Below are 17,906 nucleotides of genomic sequence, written 5' to 3' on the forward strand. Positions count from 1 at the left end.
ACTGAAAGCGGTGGCAAGGTCACGGCAAAATGACTCTTGATTCAACCGATTTATTCGGCCCCGTACTCGACCGCCGTGTGGTGCCCGTCCTGGTGCCCATGCCGGCGCCGAGGGCCTATTCCTACGCGGTGCCCGACGGCATGGCGGTCGAGCCGGGATCGATCGTCCAGGTGCCGCTCGGCCCCCGTTTCGTCGTCGGCGTCGTGTGGGACGGCGAAGATGACGGCGGCGTCGATCCGAAAAAGCTGAAGCAGATCGAGAAGGTCTTCGACTGCCCGCCGCTCGGCCCGGACATGCGCGCCTTTCTTGACTGGGTGGCGAGCTACACGCTGACGCCGCCGGGCCTCGTCGCCCGGATGGCACTCCGGGCGCCGACCGCGTTCGATCCGGAGCCGATGGTGGAAGCCCTGCGCCTGACCGAGATGCGGCCGGAACGGATGACTGCGGCGCGCGAGCGCGTCCTCGCCACCGCGAGTGACGGGCTTTCCTGGACCCGCTCGGGGCTCGCCCATGCCGCGGGGGTCTCGTCCAGCGTCATCGACGGCCTGACGTCGCAGGGCGTGTTCGAAACCGTCTTCATGCCGCCGCCGCCGGTCGTCGCCGCGCCGGATCCGGCTTTCGCCGCGCCGCGCCTCGAAGGCCCGCAGAGGCAAGCGGCTGCCGACCTGCTGGTCGCCGTCGAGGAGCGGAAATTCTCGGTATCGCTGATCGACGGCATCACCGGTTCCGGCAAGACTGAGGTCTATTTCGAGGCGATAGCGGCGACGTTGCGCGCCGGCAAGCAGGTCCTGATCCTGCTGCCGGAGATCGCGCTGACCGCAAGCTTCCTCGAACGCTTCCAGGAGCGCTTCGGCGCGAAGCCCGCGGAGTGGCATTCCGATCTCGCGCCGCGCACGCGGGAAAAGGTCTGGCGGCAGGTGACGACCGGCCAGGTGCGCGTCGTCGCCGGCGCCCGCTCGGCGCTGTTCCTGCCCTTCGAGGATCTCGGCCTCATCATCGTCGACGAGGAGCACGACCCCGCCTACAAGCAGGAGGACCGCGTCTTCTATAATGCGCGCGATATGGCCGTGGTGCGCGGGCGGATCGGCAATTTTCCGGTCGTGCTCGTCTCCGCCACGCCTTCGGTCGAGAGCCGGGTGAACGGCGAGGTGGGGCGTTACCGGCCGATCCATCTGCCCACCCGCTTCGGCGATGCGGCGCTCCCCGATCTCGGCATCGTCGACATGCGCCGCCATCCGCCGGAACGCGGCGGCTTTCTCTCGCCGGTGCTCGTGAACCAGATCGGCAAGACGATCGGCCGGCGCGAGCAGGCGCTCCTGTTCCTGAACCGGCGCGGCTATGCGCCGCTGACTCTCTGCCGCGTCTGCGGCCATCGCTTTCAGTGCCCGGACTGCTCGAGCTGGCTGGTCGAGCACCGTTTCCGCGGGCAGATCCAGTGCCATCATTGCGGCTATTCGGAGAGGACGCCGGAAGCCTGCCCGGAATGCGGCACGCTCGATCATCTCGTTGCCTGCGGCCCCGGGGTAGAGCGCATCGCCGAAGAGGTCGAGCGGCATTTCCCCGACGCGCGCACCATTGTGCTCTCCTCCGACCTGATGGGCGTCAAGCGGCTGCGGCTGGAGCTCGAGGCGATCGCCCGCGGGGAGGCGGACATCGTCATCGGCACCCAACTCGTCGCCAAGGGGCACAACTTCCCGAACATGACGCTCGTCGGCATCGTCGATGCGGATCTGGGTCTTGCCAACGGCGACCCGCGCGCTGCGGAACGGACGTTCCAGCTCCTTTCCCAGGTGACAGGGCGTGCCGGCCGGACGGGCCTCAAGAGCCTCGGGCTTCTGCAGACCTATCAGCCGCAGCATCCGGTCATGCAGGCGATCGTGTCCGGCGATTCCGACGCTTTCTACGAACGCGAGATCCATGAGCGGGAAAGGGCGGTGCTGCCCCCTTTCGGCCGGCTCGCCTCGATCATCGTTTCGGCCGATACGCGCGGCGATGCCGAGGGCCACGCCCGCGGACTGCGCAATGCCGCGCCGCGCGTCGACGGCATCGCGATCCTCGGACCGGCGGAAGCGCCGCTCGCGCTCATCCGCGGCCGACATCGCTTCCGGCTTCTCGTCCACGGGCGGCGCAACAGCGACATGCAGTCCTTCGTCCGGGCGATGATCGCCGCCGGCCCCAAGGAGCGCGGATCGGTCAGCGTCCAGCTCGACATCGATCCGCAGAGTTTTTTGTGATCACTGTCGGATCTTCGTCCTTCGACCGATTCACATCCGGAAGGACATAGGCTAGACCTCTTTCACGCATCGCGTCGGCTCGGCGCGAGGCGGAGGGTCCACAGCAACGGGCGGGGACGGAGATGGAGTTCTACATACCGACGGAAACCGGGGAGCTGCTGGCTTTTTGTGCGGCCGCGCTCGCGGCGCTGATCGGGCTCGTCATGCTCTTTGCGCCGCGCCTGACCTTTCGTGCCGCCGGAATCGGCATCGCCGAGGGGCGGCGGGGAGGGCTGGCGGAGGCCCGCTCCACCATGGGCGGCATGCATCTCGGCCTGGGCCTCGGCGCCATCCTGCTTGCCCAGCCAATGGTCTACCTCGCCGTCGGCGCGGCTTTCGCACTCGCGGCGTTCGGTCGCATCCTGTCGATCATGAGCGACAACGGCGCGACCCTCTTCAACTGGCTCGCGCTCCTGGTCCAGGCGGCGCTCGCGATCCTGCCTCTTGCCTATGTTTTCGGGCTGATCTGATCGCCGACAAGGGCCTGCGACACTATTTACGGCAAAATTCGGCCGAAGCGGCCGGGTAATGCCGCATTCCTGCCGTTGGCGTGTTGCGAGTCCAAACATCCTATGCTAGACGAACCGCGAACTGCGGGGGAAGTGGGTCGACCGGCCTCGATATCCTGCGAGTTATTGCAGCAAATTCAAGATGTTAGGTCGGCGGTTCGCCTGTCCTGGCATTCCTGGATGATTTTGAGAGAAGCTTGTGCCCGTGGCAGACACATCCCAGCTCATTTCCGGTGTTGCAGAAAGATATGCCTCCTCGCTTTTCGAGCTTGCCCTTGATGCCGGGTCGATCGAAGCAGTCGGCGCCGATCTGACGCGCATCCAGGCGCTGATCGACGGCAGCGACGATCTGAAGCGGCTGATCGTAAGCCCGGTCTTTTCCGCCGACGACCAGTTCAAGGCCATTTCCGCCCTCGTCGAGAAATTCGGCTTCTCCGGGCTGGTCGGCAACTTCCTGAAGGTCGTCGCGCGCAATCGCCGCCTCTTCGTGCTGCCGGGCATCATCAAGGCGTTCCGTCTGCTCGCTGCCCGTCACAAGGGCGAAATCACCGCCGACGTCACGTCGGCACATGCGCTGACGCTGGCGCAGGAAATCGAATTGAAGGCGGCGCTGAAAGGCGTCACCGGCAAAGACGTGGCGGTAAACGTCACCGTCGACCCGTCTATTCTTGGAGGTCTGATCGTGAAGGTCGGGTCCCGCCAGATTGACACCTCCCTTCGCACCAAACTCTCTACCCTTAAGCTTGCACTGAAAGAGGTCGGCTGATGGATATCCGCGCCGCGGAAATTTCCGCAATTCTTAAAGATCAGATCAAAAATTTCGGCCAGGAAGCGGAAGTTTCCGAAGTCGGCCAGGTGCTTTCCGTCGGTGACGGTATCGCCCGCGTCTACGGCCTCGACAACGTCCAGGCAGGCGAGATGGTCGAATTCCCAGGCGGAATTCGCGGCATGGCGCTGAACCTCGAAGCCGACAATGTCGGTGTGGTTATCTTCGGCTCGGACCGGGACATCAAGGAAGGCGACACGGTCAAGCGGACCGGCGCCATCGTGGACGTTCCCGTAGGTCCGGAGCTGCTCGGCCGCGTCGTGGACGCACTCGGCAATCCGATCGACGGCAAGGGCCCGATCAATGCCAAGCAGCGCGCCCGCGTCGACGTCAAGGCGCCCGGCATCATTCCGCGCAAGTCGGTCCATGAGCCGATGTCGACCGGCCTCAAGGCCATCGACGCTCTCATCCCGGTCGGCCGCGGCCAGCGCGAGCTCGTCATCGGCGACCGCCAGACCGGCAAGACCGCGATCATTCTCGATACGATCCTCAACCAGAAAGCCATTCACGACAATGGCCCGGAAGGGGATAAGCTCTATTGCGTCTACGTCGCTATCGGTCAGAAGCGCTCGACGGTCGCTCAGTTCGTCAAGGTGCTCGAAGAGCGCGGCGCGCTGCAGTATTCGATCATCGTCGCTGCAACGGCTTCCGATCCGGCGCCGATGCAGTATCTGGCTCCGTTCGCCGGCTGCGCGATGGGCGAATATTTCCGCGACAACGGCAAGCACGCCCTGATCGGCTATGACGACCTTTCCAAGCAGGCCGTCGCCTACCGTCAGATGTCGCTGCTGCTGCGCCGCCCGCCGGGCCGTGAAGCCTATCCGGGCGACGTCTTCTACCTGCATTCGCGCCTCCTGGAGCGCGCCGCCAAGCTCTCCGACGAGCGTGGCGCCGGCTCGCTGACGGCTCTGCCGGTCATCGAGACGCAGGGCAACGACGTGTCCGCGTTCATTCCGACCAACGTGATCTCGATCACCGACGGCCAGATCTTCCTCGAAACCGACCTGTTCTACCAGGGTATCCGTCCGGCCGTTAACGTCGGTCTGTCGGTTTCGCGCGTCGGCTCCTCCGCCCAGATCAAGGCGATGAAGCAGGTCGCCGGCTCGATCAAGGGCGAGCTCGCCCAGTACCGCGAAATGGCGGCCTTCGCACAGTTCGGCTCGGATCTCGATGCCGCGACGCAGCGTCTGCTCAACCGCGGTGCCCGCCTGACCGAACTTCTGAAGCAGCCGCAGTTCTCGCCGCTGAAGACGGAAGAGCAGGTCGCGGTCATCTTCGCCGGCGTCAACGGCTATCTCGACAAGCTGCCGGTCAGCGAGGTCGGCAAGTTCGAGCACGGTCTCCTTTCCTACCTCCGTTCGGAAGGCAAGGCCGTTCTGGATACCATCCGTACGGAAAAGGCTATCTCGGACGACACCAAGGCCAAGCTGAAGGGCGCAATCGACAGCTTCGCCAAATCCTTCGCCTGAGCGGACCTCAACTAGGACGGACAACGGATGCCTTCACTTAAGGATCTGAAGAACCGGATCGCCTCCGTCAAGGCGACGCAGAAGATCACCAAGGCGATGAAGATGGTCGCCGCGGCGAAGCTTCGGCGTGCGCAGGAGGCGGCCGAGGCCGCCCGGCCCTATTCGCAGCGCATGGCTGCCGTTCTCGCCAATATCGCCCAGGCGGTCGGCGCGGACGACAGCGCGCCGCGGCTGATGACGGGAACCGGCAAGGACGACACGCACCTGGTGATCGTCTGCACGGCCGAGCGCGGTCTTTGCGGCGGCTTCAACTCGCAGATCGCCCGCTTTGCCCGCGACCATGTGCGCAAGCTTCTGGCCCAGGGCAAGACGGTCAAGATCATCTGCGTCGGGAAGAAGGGCTTCGATATGCTTCGGCGCGACTTCGCGTCGCTGATCATCGACCGTGTCGACCTGCGTGAAGTCAAGAAGATCGGTTTCGAGAACGCGGACCGGATCGGCCATAAGGTCATCGAGCTCTTCGACAACGGCGAGTTCGACGTCTGCACCCTGTTCTATTCCGAGTTCAAGTCCGTCATTTCCCAGATCCCGACCGCCCAGCAGCTCATCCCGGCATCGGCCGGCGAAGTGGCCGCCGAAGGCGAAGGTGCATCGGCGATCTACGAATACGAGCCGGAAGCCGGCGCGATCCTCAGCGATCTCATCCCGCGCAATATCTCCGTGCAGATCTTCCGGGCCCTGCTCGAGAACGTCGCGGGTGAAATGGGCGCGAAGATGAGTGCCATGGACAATGCGACGCGCAACGCGGGTGAGATGATCGACAAGCTGACGCTCAGCTACAACCGTCAGCGGCAGGCGCAGATCACCAAGGAACTCATTGAAATCATCTCTGGCGCGGAAGCGCTCTAAGGTTACGAGAAGAGGGTAAGAATTATGGCTAAGGCAGCTACCCCGAAAGAAACCGCAGCGGCGAAGAAGCCGGCTGCTCCGAAGAAGGCAGCTTCCGCCAAGACAGTCGTTGCGGCTACGGGTGCTGTCGGCCGCGTGACGCAGGTCATCGGCGCCGTCGTCGACGTCGCATTCGAAGAAGGCCAGCTCCCGCAGATCCTGAACGCGCTGGAAACCGACAACAACGGCAACCGCCTCGTTCTCGAAGTCGCACAGCATCTCGGCGAAAACTCCGTCCGCACGATCGCCATGGACTCGACCGAAGGTCTCGTTCGCGGCCAGAAGGTCGCCGACACGGGCGGCCCGATCGCGGTTCCGGTCGGCAAGGAAACGCTCGGCCGCATCATGAACGTCATCGGCGAGCCGGTCGACGAAGCCGGTCCGCTGAAGACTTCCGCCCGCCGCGCCATCCACCAGGACGCTCCGGCCTATGTGGAACAGTCGACCGAAGCGCAGATTCTCGTCACCGGCATCAAGGTCGTCGACCTGCTCGCTCCCTATGCCAAGGGCGGCAAGATCGGCCTCTTCGGCGGCGCGGGCGTCGGCAAGACCGTTCTGATCATGGAACTGATCAACAACGTCGCCAAGGCGCACGGCGGTTACTCCGTCTTCGCAGGCGTCGGCGAGCGGACCCGCGAAGGCAACGACCTCTATCACGAAATGATCGAATCCGGCGTGAACAAGCACGGCGGCGGCGAAGGCTCCAAGGCCGCACTCGTCTATGGCCAGATGAACGAGCCGCCGGGCGCCCGCGCACGCGTCGCGCTGACCGGCCTGACGGTCGCCGAACAGTTCCGTGACGAAGGCCAGGACGTTCTCTTCTTCGTCGACAACATCTTCCGCTTCACCCAGGCGGGCTCGGAAGTGTCGGCTCTGCTCGGCCGTATTCCTTCGGCCGTGGGCTATCAGCCGACGCTTGCAACCGACATGGGCCAGATGCAGGAGCGCATCACCACCACGACCAAGGGCTCGATCACCTCGGTTCAGGCGATTTACGTTCCCGCCGACGACTTGACCGACCCGGCACCGGCGACCTCGTTCGCGCACCTCGATGCGACGACGGTTCTGTCGCGTTCGATCGCCGAAAAGGGCATTTATCCGGCCGTGGATCCGCTGGATTCGACCTCGCGCATGCTGGACCCGATGATCGTCGGCGAAGAGCATTACGAAGTGTCGCGCAAAGTGCAGTCGACCCTGCAGCGCTACAAGGCCCTCCAGGACATCATCGCGATCCTGGGCATGGACGAGCTTTCCGAAGAGGACAAGATCGCCGTCGCCCGCGCCCGCAAGATCGAGCGTTTCCTGTCGCAGCCGTTCTTCGTCGCCGAAGTCTTCACCGGCTCGCCGGGCAAGCTGGTTGCGCTCGAAGACACGATCAAGGGCTTCAAGGGCCTCGTCAACGGCGAGTACGACCACCTGCCGGAAGCTGCCTTCTACATGGTCGGCTCCATCGAGGAAGCCGTCGAGAAGGCCAAGAAGCTGGCTGCCGAAGCGGCCTGATCTGCATCAGGAACCGTGGCGCGGAGTTCCTTGCGCCACGGCTTTCATCCCGCCTGACAGTTGAGGCGGAGAACGTGCACAGCCCGCCGACCAGCGGCGCGCTCACCAGAAGTGAATGGTCATGGCCGAAAGTTTCAATTTTGAGCTTGTTTCCCCCGAGCGTCTGCTTGTCTCGGAGAAGGTGACCGAAGTCGTCATTCCGGCGACCGAGGGCGAGATGACCGTGATGGCCAATCACGCGCCGACCATGACGACCGTCAAGCCGGGCGTCGTCGCGGTCAAGACCGCCGCCGGCAAGACCGAACGCTACGCCGTCTTCGGCGGCTTTGCCGATATCCTGCCTTCCGGCTGCACGCTTTTGGCCGAATCCGCCGTCCACGTCGACGAACTGGACAGCACGGTTCTCGAAAATCGCATCGAAGCGGCACGCGCCGAACTCGAAGGCGCCGGTGACGAGAAGAAGACGCGTCTGGAACAATTCATCGCCGAACTCACGAAGCTCGGGGAGATCGTGATCCCGGCCTGAAAGGGACATCCCGATAAGGGATAATGCCTATCGAACCCCGCCTCGAGCGGGGTTTTTCGTGTCCGCGAGATCGTTTCTCCCCGCAAGCGGCCGATAGGCGTTTCAAGACAACCGGTACTTTCCGTCCGTTGCCGCCCCTCATCCCGCTGCCGCGACCTTCTCCCCGCAGGCGGGAAGGGGCAAGCCGCGAGGGCCCAGCCCCATTCCGCCACTCGCTTCGAGGAAAGAGAACAGACGCCGCCGCGTGTCTCCTTCGCCCCGCTTGCGGGGAGAAGGTGCCAGCAGGCGGATTAGGGCGGGCGGAAAGCAGAAACGAAAATGCCCGGACGAAAGGTCCGGGCATTTCGGTAATCGACCTAGACTAGCCTTGGCCTCGGCCTCAGCTCGCGGCGCGTTCCGTCTCGTGCTTCTGGGCGTAGTAGTGGCCGAAGCGGTTGGCGAGGAAGGCGTCGAGCGCGATGTCTTCCTGGCGGACGAAGCCCTTGGTGGGGATCTTGCCTTGGGCGAGCATGTCGAGAACGGCGCAGATGCTGCCGGCGGTGGTGATCTGGATGCCGCTCTGCATGCGTCCCGCAACGACGCCGCTATAGACCTTGTTGGCGTAGGTCTCCTGCACCAGGCGACCTTCGCGGAAGCCCGAAACGGTGACGAAGATCACGACCACGTCCTGGGTGGTGGTCGGCAGGGCGTTTTCGAGGATGTCCTTCAGTACCTCGCGGCGATGACGCAGGCCGAGGTCGTTCAGGAGCGCCTTGAAGATCGCGGCATGACCGGGATAACGGATCGTCTTGTAATTGAGCGTGCGGACCTTGCCCTTCAGCGTCTCACAAAGCGTGCCGAGGCCGCCGGAGGTGTTGAAGGCCTCGTAGGTGACGCCGTCGAGCGAGAACTCCTCGCGCTCTTCCATCGCGGGAACTTCGATCAGCGAACCTTCGACGATCGCCTCGCAGGGCTCGATATATTCGTTGATGACCCCGTCGGTGCTCCAGGTGAGATTATAGTTCAAAGCGTTCGACGGGTATTGCGGCAGGGCGCCGACGCGCATGCGAACGCTTTCGAGCGTATCGAAATGCCGGCTGAGATCGTTGGCGACGATCGAAATGAAGCCCGGTGCGAGGCCGCATTGCGGAATGAAGGCGGTGTCGGCCTCAGCTGCGATCGCCTTGACCTGGCGGGTGGATTCGACGTCTTCCGTCAGGTCGAGATAGTGAATTTTCGCCTCGGCTGCGGCTTCGGCGATCGCGACCGTCAGATGGAACGGCGCGGCGCTGAGCACGGCGAATTTTCCGGAGAGCAGGGCGACGAGCGCCTTTCTGTCGGCGATGTCGACGACTGCGGTCGAGACGGCATCGTGCTTCTCGACCTGCTGCAACTGCTCGGCGCTGCGATCGGCGACGCAGACGCGGTAGTCGCCGCTATGTGCCAGCATGCGCGCGATGGTGGAGCCGATCTTGCCGGCACCGATGACGACGATGTCTTTCATTTTGTATCCCCGGGGTATGAGCCTCTTTCACCACCATTGTCTCGCGGCCGAATATTGATTTGAAGCGTCGATATGGTTAAATCGTCGGTCTGTATTCGGCATTTTGCCGATCAAGGTCGACGATATGCATGTAACGGACAAGGATCGCGAACTCCTCGCCATACTGAGCGAGAACGCCCGCATGCCGACGGCGACGATCGCCCGCCGGCTCGGCCTGTCGCGCACCACGGTGCAGGCGCGCATCGAGCGGCTGGAGCGCGAGGGGGTGATCGCAGGCTATGGCGTGCGCCTCTCGGAAAACTACGAGAAAGGCCTCGTGCGAGCGCATGTTCTGATCACGATTGCACCGCGGGCGCTCGGTCGGGTCACGCCCGAGCTCGCCGCCATTCGCGAAATCCGCATGCTGCATTCCGTCAGCGGCAGCTTCGATCTGATCGCGGTCGTCGCTGCAGCTTCGATCAGCGAGCTGGACCTGTTGATCGACCGGATCGGCGAAATCGAGGGTGTCGAAAAGACCCTGTCCTCCATCATTCTCTCGACGCGCATCGATCGCTGATACGCAGGTTCGCATCAATGCTCGGGCGTTGCGCCCCGACCGGCAGGCTGCCCCGCTGCACTCTGCGGTTCTGCCGATTGGACCGGCCGCGTCCAGGCGCTTGGGCCCCGGATATAGGAAACGCTCGCGCCGTCGCCCGGGACCAGCCATTTATCGCGGTCGAAATAGAGCTCGGCGATGCTCTTCGGCCGCGCGCGTGCGGCCTGATTGGCAAGGAAGTTGTAGCGGGGCGTGTCCCCCATTTCCCGCTTGAACTGGATACGACTGCCGAAGCGCTTGAGGTCGAATTCCTGGAGGCCCTGGATCTGGAGAGTGACGCTTGCGCTCCCGGCCCAACGAACCTCCCTCAAGAAGACGGATGCCGCCTTGGCAGCAGCGCTGGTGACGACCGGTGTGTCCCCGCTGTGCTCGATGTTGAGTTTTACGCGAAAGGAGGTGATCTCCTCCTCGCCACGGCCCTTGACCAGGATAAAGATGGACGAGCTCGGCTCCTGGCCCGGGCGGGCAAAGGGAACGAGCGACGAGCACTCCCAGCGGCCGCTCTCGGCTGATTTCCATTCGAGGTCGCGGAAGCCGGCTTCCCTTAGTCCCTCGCAAAGCGCCCGCGGGTCGCTGCGGATCTGACGGATGAATTGCTGTTCCGGCGTTGCAAGATCCGCGAAAATGTGGGCGGGCAGGAGTGCCTTTGGCGGTTCGGGCTTTTTGCGTGGACCGCGGGCAGTCTCCGGCGGCCGCTCCGCTTGCGGCGGCGTCATCACGAAACCCAGCCCCGTGAGCAGCTGCTTCAGGTGGCGCTGTTCGTTGGCCAGGAGCACGGTCGCGGCGATCGCCGTAAAGACGAGCCCCACGGCGACGAGGAAGAAAGCGATGCCGGAACGGCTTTGCTGTTTCCTCTCCATCTTGCGCCGTCGCTCCGCCACGGGAAGATCACGGCATTCCACCGGACCGCTCCAAACCTTCAGTCGTGGCGCACCATAAGGGATCATGGCGCCGGCGTCCAAGAGGTGAAAGAGAGGTCTTCCTTCCTTCTATTCCACGCTTGACCGCTGCGCTTCGGCGCGTGCCACCTTCCAGGTGGAATAGGCGAAGGCGAGCAGGAATATCGCCGTCATCAGAAGGACGATGGTGGGTGCCGGTGCGCTGTCGATGAAGAAGGAGAGATAGACGCCGCAGAAGGAGGCGGCGACGGCGACGATCACCGCGACCGCCAGCATGTGGCCAAACGTCCGCGTGACGAGATAGGCGATCGCGCCGGGGGCAATGAGCATGGCGATGGCCAGGATCAGCCCGACGGCCTTGAGGGCGCCGACGATCGTCAGCGACAGGATCGCCAGCAGTCCGTAGTGCAGCCAACCGACCCTCAGACCGATCGCGCGTGCCTGAGCCGGATCGAAGGCGTGGAGCAGCAGATCGCGCCACTTCAGGCCGAGAATGCCGGCGGCGAGAAGCGCGATGAGGCCCGTCTCCAGAATGTCGCCCCAGCCGATGCCGAGCATGTCGCCGAAGAGGATGTGATCGAGATGCACGTCGCTCTGGATCTTGGTGTAGAGCACAAGGCCAAGGCCGAACATGCCGGAAAAGACGACGCCCATCACCGTGTCCTGCTTGATGCGGCTGTTTTCCTTCAGATAGCCGGTCAAGAGTGCGCAGCACATGCCGGCCGTAAAGGCGCCAACGGCGAGCGGCAGGCCGACAATGTAGGAGACGACGACGCCGGGAAAGACCGCATGCGAGATCGCGTCGCCCATCAGCGACCAGCCCTTGAGGACCAGGAAACAGGAGAGCATCGCCGTCGGAATCGCGACCAGGACCGAGATCAGGAGCGCATTGCGCATGAACTCGAACTCGAAAACGGCAAGGAGCATGTCGAGCGAAGGCATCATGCGGTCTCCAGAGCCTCGGATGCGCGGCGGCGTGCAGCGAGCAGCCCGTGTTTCGGGGCAAATACGAAGGCGAACAGAAAGATCGCAGTCTGCAGGACGATGATGATCCCCCCGGTTGCGCCGTCGAGGAAGTAGCTCGCATAGGCGCCGACGAAGCTCGTCAGGGCCCCGATCGCGACGCTGATCACGATCAGCCGCGGAAAACGATCGGTCAGGAGATAGGCTGTCGCGCCGGGGGTGACGACCATGGCGATGACCAGGAAGGCGCCGACTGTCTGCAGCGCCGCCACGGTCGAAGCCGAAAGGAGGGTGAAGAAGAGCACCTTCAGGAAGGTGGTGTTGATGCCGATCGAGCGGGCGTGGCTTTCGTCGAAGAAAGTCACCATTAGGTCCTTCCACTTCGCGGACAGGATCAGCAGCGAGACGATGCCGATGATGGCGAGCTGCAACGTGTCGGCCGGCGTGATGGCGAGGATATTGCCGAGCACGATCGTCTGGATGTTCACCGAGGTCGGCGACAGAGAGACCATGAACAGGCCGAGGCCGAAGAAGGAGGTGAAGATCAGGCCGATGATCGTGTCCTCCTTCAGCCGCGTGCGCTGGTTGAGGAACAGCATGGCACCGGCGGCAAGCGCACCGGAAAAGAAGGCGCCCAGCGAGAATGGAAGCCCGAGCATGTAGGCCCCGGCGACGCCCGGCACGATCGAATGGGAGAGCGCATCGCCGATCAGCGACCAGCCCTTCAGCATGAGATAGGCCGAAAGGAACGCGCAGACCGCGCCCACGAGTGCGCTTACCCACATGGCATTCACCATGTAGCTATAGGCGAACGGCTCGATGAGCGTGGCGATCATTCGGAGTCCGCCTCGGAATCCGATTCCGGTTTGGCCGGCTGCGCAACCATGCGGTCGCGGGCGCCATACATGACGAGCGGACGCTCGTCGTCGCTGATGACAGAGAGCTGGCGTGGATCGGCATCGTCATGGAGGTTCTCTCCGCCGAGCACGAAGTGACGCAGGACGCCCCCGAAGGCGAGCTCCAGGTTTTCGCGGGTGAAGGTGGTTTCCGTCGGACCGTAGGCGAGCACCGTATTTTTCAGAAGGATGGTGCGGTCGCAGAATTCCGGCACGCTTCCGAGATTATGGGTGGAGACGAGCATCACGCGACCCTCTTCGCGAAGCGCGACGAGCAGGCGGATGATAGCGTCCTCCGTCTTCACGTCGACCCCCGTGAAAGGCTCGTCGAGCAGGATGACGCGGCCGTTCTGGGCAAGTGCCCGGGCCAGGAAGACCCGCTTCTTCTGGCCTCCGGAAAGCTCGCCGATCTGGCGCTTGCGGAACTCGCTCATGCCGACCCGTGCCAGCGCCGTCTCGACCGCCTCGTGATCGGCCTTTTTGGGGATGCGCAGCATGTTCATATGGCCGTAACGGCCCATCATCACCACGTCTTCGACGAGGACGGGAAAATTCCAGTCGACCTCTTCGGCCTGCGGGACATAGGCGACGAGGTTCTGTTTCAATGCCTGCGTCACGGTGAGGCCCAGGATCGAGATGTCGCCCTTGGCCAGCCGGACGAAGCCCATGATCGCTTTGAACAGCGTCGACTTGCCGCTGCCGTTTACGCCGACGAGGGCCGCGATGGTGCCCGTCGGGATTTCGAAGGAGGCGTCGCGCAGCGCCCGGTGGCCGTTGCGGTAGGTCACCGTAGCACCGCTGACGCGAATGCCGCCATCCTCGTCTTGCGGAGCAGCTCCCGGATAGGCGCGGGCCTTTTCCTGAAGGTTCATTGCGACAAGCCTTTCGCGATCGTTTCCGATGTAACGCGCAGCAGATCGATATAGGTCGGAACGGGGCCGTCGGCCTCGCTCAAGGAGTCGACATAGAGCACGCCTCCGTATTTTGCACCCGTCTCCCGCGCGACCTGCTCAGCGGGGTCCGGCGAAATGGTGCTTTCGGAGAAGACGACGGGTATCCGATTAGCTCGAACCACGTCGATCACCTTGCGCACCTGCTGCGGCGTGCCTTGCTGGTCGGCATTGATCGGCCAAAGATAAAGCTCCTTCATGCCGAAATCGCGGGCGAGATAGCTGAAGGCGCCCTCGCTCGAAACGAGCCATCGCCTTTCCGCCGGGATCCTTTCGAGCTCGGCGCGGATGGGTGCGACCGCCGCCTCGATCTTCTTCTTGTAGGCCTCGGCATTGGCCTTGTAGACCTCGGCATTGGGGGGATCGTGTTGCACGAAGGCGTCGCGAATATTGTCGACATAGATCAGGGCGGCCGATGGCGACATCCAGGCGTGCGGGTTGGGTTTGCCGGTATATGGGCCCTCGGCGATGCCCATCGGCTCGACGCCTTCGGAGACGACGACGCCCGGAACGCCGTCGAAGTTCTGGAAGAACCTTTCGAACCAGAGCTCGAGGTTCAGCCCGTTCCAGAGAATGAGGTCGGCATCATGCGCCTTGAGGATATCGCGGGGCGTCGGCTGGTAATTGTGGATCTCGGCGCCCGGCTTGGTGATCGATTCGACCACCGCGGCGTCGCCCGCGACGTTCTGCGCCATATCGGCGATGACCGTGAAGGTGGTGACGGCCTTGAGCTTTTCCGCCGCCCGCGCCGCCGCCGGCAGGAGCGATAGAGCAGCCATCGCCGCTGCGGCCGCCACGATCATGCGCCTCGTTGGATGGATCATCCGGCTCTCCTCTTTGCGAACCATAATATGGGTAGGCGAATGGTCTGCATAAGTCAATGCAAATGAGAAGCATTTGCAACTAGCTATTTCCAAAAGGCGTCCCCTTGGCTAGTGTCGCGGGATGAGCCAGAGCAAGAATCGGATCGAGGAACTGGAAGGAATCCTGCGGGAAGGCGGCGTGCGTGTGACGCGCCAGCGCGCCGCGATCCTCAAGATTCTGGCCGAGGCCGCGGACCACCCGGATGCCAGCGAACTTCACCGGCGCGCGAAGGAAATCGACGCGACGGTGTCGCTCTCGACGGTATACCGCACGCTTTCGGCGCTGGAGCAGCAAGGGGTGGTGCAGCGGCATGCCTTCGAGAATGCGACTGCCCGCTTCGAGACGGCGGATGCGCCCCACCACGATCACCTGATCGATATCGAAACGGGTGCGGTGATCGAGTTTCGCTCCGACAAGATCGAGCAGTTGCAGGCGGAGATCGCTGCCGAGCTCGGCTACGACCTGGTGCGCCACCGGCTGGAGCTCTATTGCCGGAAGCGCAAGGACTGAGGTGAATTACCCTCCGACGGCGGCAATCTTGGGGCGCGTCGGCATGGTCATGGCGGCGACGCCGGCGATGACGCAGCCGAGGCCGAGCCATGCGGTGGTCGAAAGCGTTTCCCCGAGAAAGACCACTCCGATCGCAACGCCGATCGGAACGCGTACATAGGCCTGTGCCGTCGCGCCGACGGAACCGAGCGTGTGGATCAGGCGGAAATAGATGACGAAGGCGAGCGCGGTCGAGAAGACGGACAGGCAGAGGAGCGCGATCAGCGATTCCGGCGAGGGATCGAGCGTCCAGGGCCGATCGACGACGAGGCTTGCCGGGATGAGCAGGGTCGCACCCGCGAGAAGCGATCCGCAAGCGGGCATCATCGGATCGAGGCCCCTGAAGCCCTTCCCGAATATCGCCGCGCCGGCATAGCAAACCGTCGCAAGAACGACCGCAAGCTGCGGGATGAGCTGATTGCCGATGCCGCGGAAGGCCTCGAGACCGATGATCAGCGCGATTCCGGCGAGGCCCGCAAGGACGCCCAGGAACTTGCGGGCGGTAACGGGCTCGTGCCGGGTGATCAGCGCCGTCAGGAGAAAGGCGAAGATCGGCGTCGTGGAGTTGAGGATGGCCGCGACGCCGGCATCGATCGTACGCTCCGACCAGGCGATCAGGGTGAATGGGACGACGCTGTTGAGGCAGGCCTGGAACAGGAACCGCCGCCACATCGCCCCGTCGCGCGGCAATGTCAGGCCGCGCCATGCGATCAGCGCCAGAAGAACCATGCCGGCAAGCAGCGTTCGCGCGGCGATCAGCGTCACCGGGGGAATGGTTTCGACGCCGATCTTGATGAAGGTGTAGGAGGCGCCCCAGAGCGTTGCCAGGGCGACGAGCAGAAGCAGTTCGAGAGTGAGACGTGGCCTGTCCATGAATGCGGTCCTTGTGAATCGTTGTTCATCGGACCATTCCTAACGTCCGGAGCCCCTGCGATGCTTCGGTGCCGATCGAAGTATGGCGCATACCCCGCGGCCTTTCGCCCGCGGGGTATCGCGGTTCAATGGCCGTCTGCCAACCGCGCGGCCTCGACGCATGCGGAACGCTCGATGCTGAGGCCGTTGAAGAAGGCATTGAGCACGACGGCCGAGGCCGCCGCCAGCACTATGCCGGACTCGATGATGGGATGGATCGCATGCGGCATCCACATCAGGAAGTTGGGAGCGATCATCGGAATGAGGCCGAAGCCGACGGAGACGGCGACTACGAACAGGTTGTTCCGCGAGGACTTGAAGTCGACCGTCGAGAGTATCCTGACGCCGGTTGCCGCCACCATGCCGAACATCACGAGCCCCGCGCCGCCGAGAACGAAGGTCGGAACCGCCTCGACCAGCGCGCCCATCTTCGGGACAACGCCCAGCAGGATCATGATGACGCCGCCCATCACGCAGACGTAGCGGCTCTTGACGCCGGTGACGCCGACGAGGCCGACATTCTGCGAAAAGCTTGTATAGGGAAATGTATTGAAGAGACCGCCGATGATGGTGCCGAGACCGTCCACCCGAAGTCCGGCGGTCAATTGCTGTTGCTTGACCTCTCGGTTCGTCATCTCGCCGAGTGCCAGGAACATGCCGGTCGACTCGATCATCACGACGATCATGACGAGCGACATGGTGGCGATCAGCACCGGATCGAAGATCGGCATGCCGAAGCGCAATGGGGTCACGACGGCGAACCAGCCGGCGCTCGCCACACGATCGAAATGCATCATGCCGAGCATGGCTGCCACGACGCATCCGATCACGATGCCGATCAGAACCGCGATGTTGCTGATGAGCCCCTTGCCGAAACGGGCCACTACGAGAATGGAGACCAGCACGAAGGCGGCAAGCGCCACATGGCCCGGTTCGGCATAGATCGGGTTCGGAACCGTGGCACCCAGGACCAGCCCGTCCGGCACGGCCGGACCGCCGGTCGCGGCGAGCTGCTTCAAATCGGCCAGCCATTGTGCGTGAGCCGGATCGACGAGTTTCGGCGCCGTCGGACCGAAGGGGTTGCCGAATATCCAGTTGACGCCGACGCGCATCAGGGTCACCCCGATGACGAGAATGATGGTGCCGGTGACGACGGGCGGGAAGAACTTCAGCAGCCGTCCCATGATGGGCGCGATGAAAAGGGCCACGAGGCCGGCGCCGATGATCGCGCCGAAGATCGTCCGTGCTCCGTCGATCCCGGGTGTCATGGCGGCCATGGAGACCATCGGGCCGACGGCGGCAAAGGTGACGCCCATCATCACGGGAAGGCGGATGCCTATGCCCCTGGTCAGCCCGAGCGACTGAATGATGGTGACGATGCCGCAGACGAACAGGTCCGCCGAGATCAGGAAGGCGACGTCCTCCGGGCTCAGCTGCAGCGCCCGGCCGACGATCAGGGGCACTGCGACGGCGCCGCCATACATGACAAGAACATGCTGTATCCCGAGGGTCGCAAGCCTGCCGATCGGCAGGCGCTCGTCCACGGGATGTATGCTGGATGCGTCGTTCATGGTTCCTCCTCCATCGCCGCCACCGTCCGTTCCCGTCCTCCAACGGGGAGGGGAATTTTTCGCGCCGCGGGAGCATGCCGCAAGGGTGCAGGAAGTGAAAACACTTTCGGATTTTCGAGGGTAATCGGGCGCATCGCGGGCGATCCGGACATGCGCCCGGATCGCGTTCAGGG

17 protein-coding genes are annotated in these 17,906 nt (G+C 63.7%); 9 read left to right on the plus strand and 8 right to left on the minus strand.

The window, feature by feature from the left end; genetic code table 11:
• Positions 1-29: 29 nt before the first annotated feature.
• The 7 genes from AC5J09_RS27570 (at position 30) to AC5J09_RS27600 (ending at position 8,051) form a co-directional block, all read left to right on the plus strand.
• Positions 30-2,234, plus strand: a complete 2,205-nt coding sequence (locus tag AC5J09_RS27570) for a primosomal protein N' (protein ID WP_494299035.1) — start codon at positions 30-32, stop codon at positions 2,232-2,234.
• Positions 2,235-2,356: 122 nt separating this feature from the next.
• Positions 2,357-2,743, plus strand: a complete 387-nt coding sequence (locus AC5J09_RS27575; protein WP_003530294.1) for an AGROH133_08824 family phage infection protein — start codon at positions 2,357-2,359, stop codon at positions 2,741-2,743.
• A 238-nt stretch (positions 2,744-2,981) separates the two neighbouring features.
• Positions 2,982-3,548: a F0F1 ATP synthase subunit delta gene (locus AC5J09_RS27580; protein WP_010970368.1), complete on the plus strand. Its 567-nt coding sequence runs from the start codon at positions 2,982-2,984 to the stop codon at positions 3,546-3,548.
• Entirely contained in the window at positions 3,548-5,077 is a 1,530-nt protein-coding gene (gene atpA / locus AC5J09_RS27585) for a F0F1 ATP synthase subunit alpha (protein ID WP_018097277.1), read from the plus strand. Before AC5J09_RS27580 ends, atpA begins: the two co-directional genes overlap by 1 nt.
• A gap of 27 nt (positions 5,078-5,104) precedes the next feature.
• Entirely contained in the window at positions 5,105-5,986 is an 882-nt protein-coding gene (locus AC5J09_RS27590) for a F0F1 ATP synthase subunit gamma (RefSeq protein WP_018097276.1), read from the plus strand.
• Between the two features lie 24 nt (positions 5,987-6,010).
• Positions 6,011-7,525 (plus strand): F0F1 ATP synthase subunit beta, encoded by a 1,515-nt coding sequence (gene atpD / locus AC5J09_RS27595; RefSeq protein WP_018097275.1) that lies wholly within the window; start codon positions 6,011-6,013, stop codon positions 7,523-7,525.
• Positions 7,526-7,646: 121 nt separating this feature from the next.
• The gene (locus tag AC5J09_RS27600; RefSeq protein WP_026168835.1) at positions 7,647-8,051 is read left to right on the plus strand and encodes a F0F1 ATP synthase subunit epsilon; all 405 of its coding nucleotides are present in this window, start codon (positions 7,647-7,649) and stop codon (positions 8,049-8,051) included.
• A 379-nt stretch (positions 8,052-8,430) separates the two neighbouring features.
• On the opposite strand, the gene AC5J09_RS27605 is transcribed toward AC5J09_RS27600, so the two are convergent.
• Positions 8,431-9,534, minus strand: coding sequence for a saccharopine dehydrogenase family protein (locus AC5J09_RS27605; RefSeq protein ID WP_127710640.1), 1,104 nt, complete (start codon positions 9,532-9,534; stop codon positions 8,431-8,433).
• A gap of 124 nt (positions 9,535-9,658) precedes the next feature.
• On the opposite strand from AC5J09_RS27605, the gene AC5J09_RS27610 reads away from it, so the two are divergent.
• Positions 9,659-10,090, plus strand: coding sequence for an Lrp/AsnC family transcriptional regulator (locus AC5J09_RS27610; RefSeq protein ID WP_033047599.1), 432 nt, complete (start codon positions 9,659-9,661; stop codon positions 10,088-10,090).
• Between the two features lie 14 nt (positions 10,091-10,104).
• Here the strand turns inward: AC5J09_RS27610 and AC5J09_RS27615 are convergent, their stop codons facing one another.
• The 5 genes from AC5J09_RS27615 to AC5J09_RS27635 all read right to left on the minus strand — a co-directional run bounded on the left by AC5J09_RS27615 (position 10,105) and on the right by AC5J09_RS27635 (position 14,661).
• Complete coding sequence (locus AC5J09_RS27615; RefSeq protein WP_494299036.1) at positions 10,105-10,989, minus strand: DUF6030 family protein; 885 nt, start codon at positions 10,987-10,989, stop codon at positions 10,105-10,107.
• A 129-nt stretch (positions 10,990-11,118) separates the two neighbouring features.
• Positions 11,119-11,973, minus strand: a complete 855-nt coding sequence (locus tag AC5J09_RS27620; RefSeq protein ID WP_494299037.1) for a metal ABC transporter permease — start codon at positions 11,971-11,973, stop codon at positions 11,119-11,121.
• Positions 11,970-12,827, minus strand: coding sequence for a metal ABC transporter permease (locus AC5J09_RS27625; RefSeq protein ID WP_018097269.1), 858 nt, complete (start codon positions 12,825-12,827; stop codon positions 11,970-11,972). Before AC5J09_RS27625 ends, AC5J09_RS27620 begins: the two co-directional genes overlap by 4 nt.
• Positions 12,824-13,759, minus strand: coding sequence for a manganese/iron ABC transporter ATP-binding protein (locus tag AC5J09_RS27630; protein ID WP_127710646.1), 936 nt, complete (start codon positions 13,757-13,759; stop codon positions 12,824-12,826). The genes AC5J09_RS27625 and AC5J09_RS27630 overlap by 4 nt, the downstream gene beginning before the upstream one ends.
• Positions 13,756-14,661 carry a metal ABC transporter substrate-binding protein gene (locus AC5J09_RS27635; RefSeq protein ID WP_018097267.1) on the minus strand — a complete coding sequence of 302 codons (906 nt, stop codon included), beginning with the start codon at positions 14,659-14,661 and terminating at the stop codon, positions 13,756-13,758. The genes AC5J09_RS27630 and AC5J09_RS27635 overlap by 4 nt, the downstream gene beginning before the upstream one ends.
• A gap of 121 nt (positions 14,662-14,782) precedes the next feature.
• Between AC5J09_RS27635 and AC5J09_RS27640 the strand changes: the two genes are divergently transcribed.
• Positions 14,783-15,211 (plus strand): Fur family transcriptional regulator, encoded by a 429-nt coding sequence (locus tag AC5J09_RS27640; protein ID WP_018097266.1) that lies wholly within the window; start codon positions 14,783-14,785, stop codon positions 15,209-15,211.
• Between the two features lie 6 nt (positions 15,212-15,217).
• Here the strand turns inward: AC5J09_RS27640 and AC5J09_RS27645 are convergent, their stop codons facing one another.
• Both AC5J09_RS27645 and AC5J09_RS27650 read right to left on the minus strand, forming a co-directional pair.
• Positions 15,218-16,123 carry a DMT family transporter gene (locus AC5J09_RS27645; protein ID WP_494299038.1) on the minus strand — a complete coding sequence of 302 codons (906 nt, stop codon included), beginning with the start codon at positions 16,121-16,123 and terminating at the stop codon, positions 15,218-15,220.
• Between the two features lie 125 nt (positions 16,124-16,248).
• The gene (locus tag AC5J09_RS27650) at positions 16,249-17,733 is read right to left on the minus strand and encodes a nucleobase:cation symporter-2 family protein (RefSeq protein ID WP_494299039.1); all 1,485 of its coding nucleotides are present in this window, start codon (positions 17,731-17,733) and stop codon (positions 16,249-16,251) included.
• Positions 17,734-17,906 lie beyond the last annotated feature (173 nt).

Source organism: Sinorhizobium sp., from assembly GCF_059070375.1.

Coding starts and splice junctions, on each gene's coding strand:
- AC5J09_RS27615 (WP_494299036.1), bottom strand. CDS start 10,989: ATGGAGAGGAAACAGCAAAGCCGTTCCGGCATCGCTTTCTTCCTCGTC.
- AC5J09_RS27600 (WP_026168835.1), top strand. CDS start 7,647: ATGGCCGAAAGTTTCAATTTTGAGCTTGTTTCCCCCGAGCGTCTGCTT.
- AC5J09_RS27640 (WP_018097266.1), top strand. CDS start 14,783: ATGAGCCAGAGCAAGAATCGGATCGAGGAACTGGAAGGAATCCTGCGG.
- AC5J09_RS27570 (WP_494299035.1), top strand. CDS start 30: ATGACTCTTGATTCAACCGATTTATTCGGCCCCGTACTCGACCGCCGT.
- AC5J09_RS27590 (WP_018097276.1), top strand. CDS start 5,105: ATGCCTTCACTTAAGGATCTGAAGAACCGGATCGCCTCCGTCAAGGCG.
- AC5J09_RS27620 (WP_494299037.1), bottom strand. CDS start 11,973: ATGATGCCTTCGCTCGACATGCTCCTTGCCGTTTTCGAGTTCGAGTTC.
- AC5J09_RS27645 (WP_494299038.1), bottom strand. CDS start 16,123: ATGGACAGGCCACGTCTCACTCTCGAACTGCTTCTGCTCGTCGCCCTG.
- AC5J09_RS27650 (WP_494299039.1), bottom strand. CDS start 17,733: ATGAACGACGCATCCAGCATACATCCCGTGGACGAGCGCCTGCCGATC.
- AC5J09_RS27575 (WP_003530294.1), top strand. CDS start 2,357: ATGGAGTTCTACATACCGACGGAAACCGGGGAGCTGCTGGCTTTTTGT.
- AC5J09_RS27605 (WP_127710640.1), bottom strand. CDS start 9,534: ATGAAAGACATCGTCGTCATCGGTGCCGGCAAGATCGGCTCCACCATC.
- atpD (WP_018097275.1), top strand. CDS start 6,011: ATGGCTAAGGCAGCTACCCCGAAAGAAACCGCAGCGGCGAAGAAGCCG.
- AC5J09_RS27635 (WP_018097267.1), bottom strand. CDS start 14,661: ATGATCCATCCAACGAGGCGCATGATCGTGGCGGCCGCAGCGGCGATG.
- AC5J09_RS27625 (WP_018097269.1), bottom strand. CDS start 12,827: ATGATCGCCACGCTCATCGAGCCGTTCGCCTATAGCTACATGGTGAAT.
- AC5J09_RS27610 (WP_033047599.1), top strand. CDS start 9,659: ATGCATGTAACGGACAAGGATCGCGAACTCCTCGCCATACTGAGCGAG.
- AC5J09_RS27630 (WP_127710646.1), bottom strand. CDS start 13,759: ATGAACCTTCAGGAAAAGGCCCGCGCCTATCCGGGAGCTGCTCCGCAA.
- atpA (WP_018097277.1), top strand. CDS start 3,548: ATGGATATCCGCGCCGCGGAAATTTCCGCAATTCTTAAAGATCAGATC.